Annotated in this window: 1 protein-coding gene; it reads left to right on the top strand. The window is 73.3% G+C overall.

Annotated features, from left to right (window positions below):
* Window positions 1–70 precede the first annotated feature (70 nt).
* A partial coding sequence (locus tag DVH02_RS34540) for a sensor histidine kinase (protein WP_147286220.1) occupies window positions 71–1269 on the top strand: 1199 nt, incomplete at its 3' end.

The following is a 1269-nucleotide window of genomic DNA, read 5'->3' as shown; positions in this document are numbered from 1 at the left end:
CTCCGGGGGCTCCGGGGGCTCCAGGGGCTCCAGGGGCTCCGGCGGGCACCGGCGGATTCGGCGGACCGGCGTGACCTCCCTCGTACACCGGCTCCGTACGCTCCCACTGCGCTCCCGGCTGGCCCTGCTCGTCGCCTCGGCGGTCGCGGTCGCGGTCGCGGTGGCGGCCGTCGCCTGCTGGCTGCTGACGCGCAATCAGCTGGAGAGCGAACTGGACACCTCCCTGCAGAACTCCTCCGCGCCGCCGGACGCCGTGCGCGACGCCCTCAACAACTGCGGCGGCGCCAACGGCAGCGACAACCGGGCCTCGTTCGCCTACATCCAGGTGGTGCTGACCGACGGCACGCGCTGCGTCACCTCGTACTCGGAGCCGGTGAGGGTACAGCCGCAGGACGTCGCGGTCGCGCGCGGCACCGAGGACAACGCGCTGCACAACAGCACGACCGACAGCGACGCCAAGGTCCGCGTCTTCACCCAGCGCCTCTCCGTCCGGCCCGGGGTCCAGGCCGCCGTGACGGTGTCGCGGCCCCTCGCCGAGATCGACTCCTCGCTCAACCAGCTCGCGCTGCTGCTCGCGGCCGTGACCGGCGTCGGCATCCTCGGGGCGGGCGCGGCCGGGCTGTGGATCGCCAGGGCGGGCCTGCGGCCGGTGGACGGGCTGACCCGGGCGGTCGAGCACGTGGCCCGTACCGAGGACCTCACCGTGCGGATCCCCGTCGAGGGCGAGGACGAGGTGGCCCGGCTGTCCCGGTCCTTCAACTCGATGACCGCCGCGCTCGCCTCCTCCCGCGACCGCCAGTCGCAGCTGATCGCCGACGCCGGGCACGAGCTGCGCACCCCGCTCACCTCGCTCCGTACCAACATCGAGCTGCTCGCCCGCAGCGAGGAGACCGGCCGCGCGATCCCGCCCGACGACCGCAAGGCGCTGATGGCGTCGGTCAAGGCGCAGATGACCGAACTCGCCTCGCTCATCGGGGATCTCCAGGAGCTGTCCCGTCCGGACGCCGCCGATCCCGGGCCGCTCGAAATCGTCGGGCTGCACACCACCATGACGAACGCGCTGGAGCGGGCCCGGCTGCGCGGCCCGGACCTGACGATCGAGGCCGACCTCAACCCCTGGTACGTACGGGCCGAACCGGCCGCGCTGGAAAGGGCGTTGGTCAACGTGCTCGACAACGCGGTGAAGTTCAGCCCGTCCGGCGGCGCCATCGAGGTGGCGCTGAGCCGCGGCGGTGAACTGACCGTACGGGACCACGGCCCCGGCATCCC

The sequence above is a fragment of the Streptomyces corynorhini genome, assembly GCF_003346515.1.
Taxonomy (GTDB): domain Bacteria; phylum Actinomycetota; class Actinomycetes; order Streptomycetales; family Streptomycetaceae; genus Streptomyces; species Streptomyces corynorhini.
The sequence above is the reverse complement of the archived record's forward strand: the minus strand, read 5'-3'. Positions and strand labels throughout refer to the sequence as shown.